At 56.7% G+C, this 402-nt stretch carries 1 pseudogene; it reads left to right on the top strand.

From position 1 onward, the window contains the following. A pseudogene (locus EN780_RS38195) lies at positions 1-321 on the top strand (hypothetical protein); the annotation flags it as partial. Positions 322-402: the final 81 nt, after the last annotated feature.

The following is a 402-nucleotide window of genomic DNA, read 5'->3' as shown; positions in this document are numbered from 1 at the left end:
CTCTACGACTTTCCGTCACATGCACATCGTAGCTTAGCCGCCTCGCTAGAGTCCGATGAAGAGGCGGGTATGTGGGGGCACCGCACGATCTCGCCTGGGCCTTTCGATCCGTTCGGTCTGCTTGCGCAGTTTGGTTCGTCCGGTTTCGACCAGTTGATCGACTGCTATGGTGACATGCCTTTGAACAAGGCATGGGGCAGCTTGACGGCGTTCGCCAGCGATCCTCTGTGGCAAACGCTGTGCGAACGGCTCGCAATGGACCCAGCATTCGAGGATCGCCCGATTTGGCTCGTTGGCGCTCAGCAGTCAGTACAGATCTGACTCGTGTTTTCTCGTTCTTCTGTGCTTTAATCGTAAGCGCGAAGCTGAGCCCGTCAGCTCGGGGAATTCCAAGTCATGAAG

It is taken from the genome of Mesorhizobium sp. M4B.F.Ca.ET.089.01.1.1 (assembly GCF_004022605.1).
Lineage (GTDB): Bacteria > Pseudomonadota > Alphaproteobacteria > Rhizobiales > Rhizobiaceae > Mesorhizobium > Mesorhizobium abyssinicae.
Note: the sequence above shows the minus strand (reverse complement) of the source record. Positions and strands in the feature narration are given on the sequence as shown.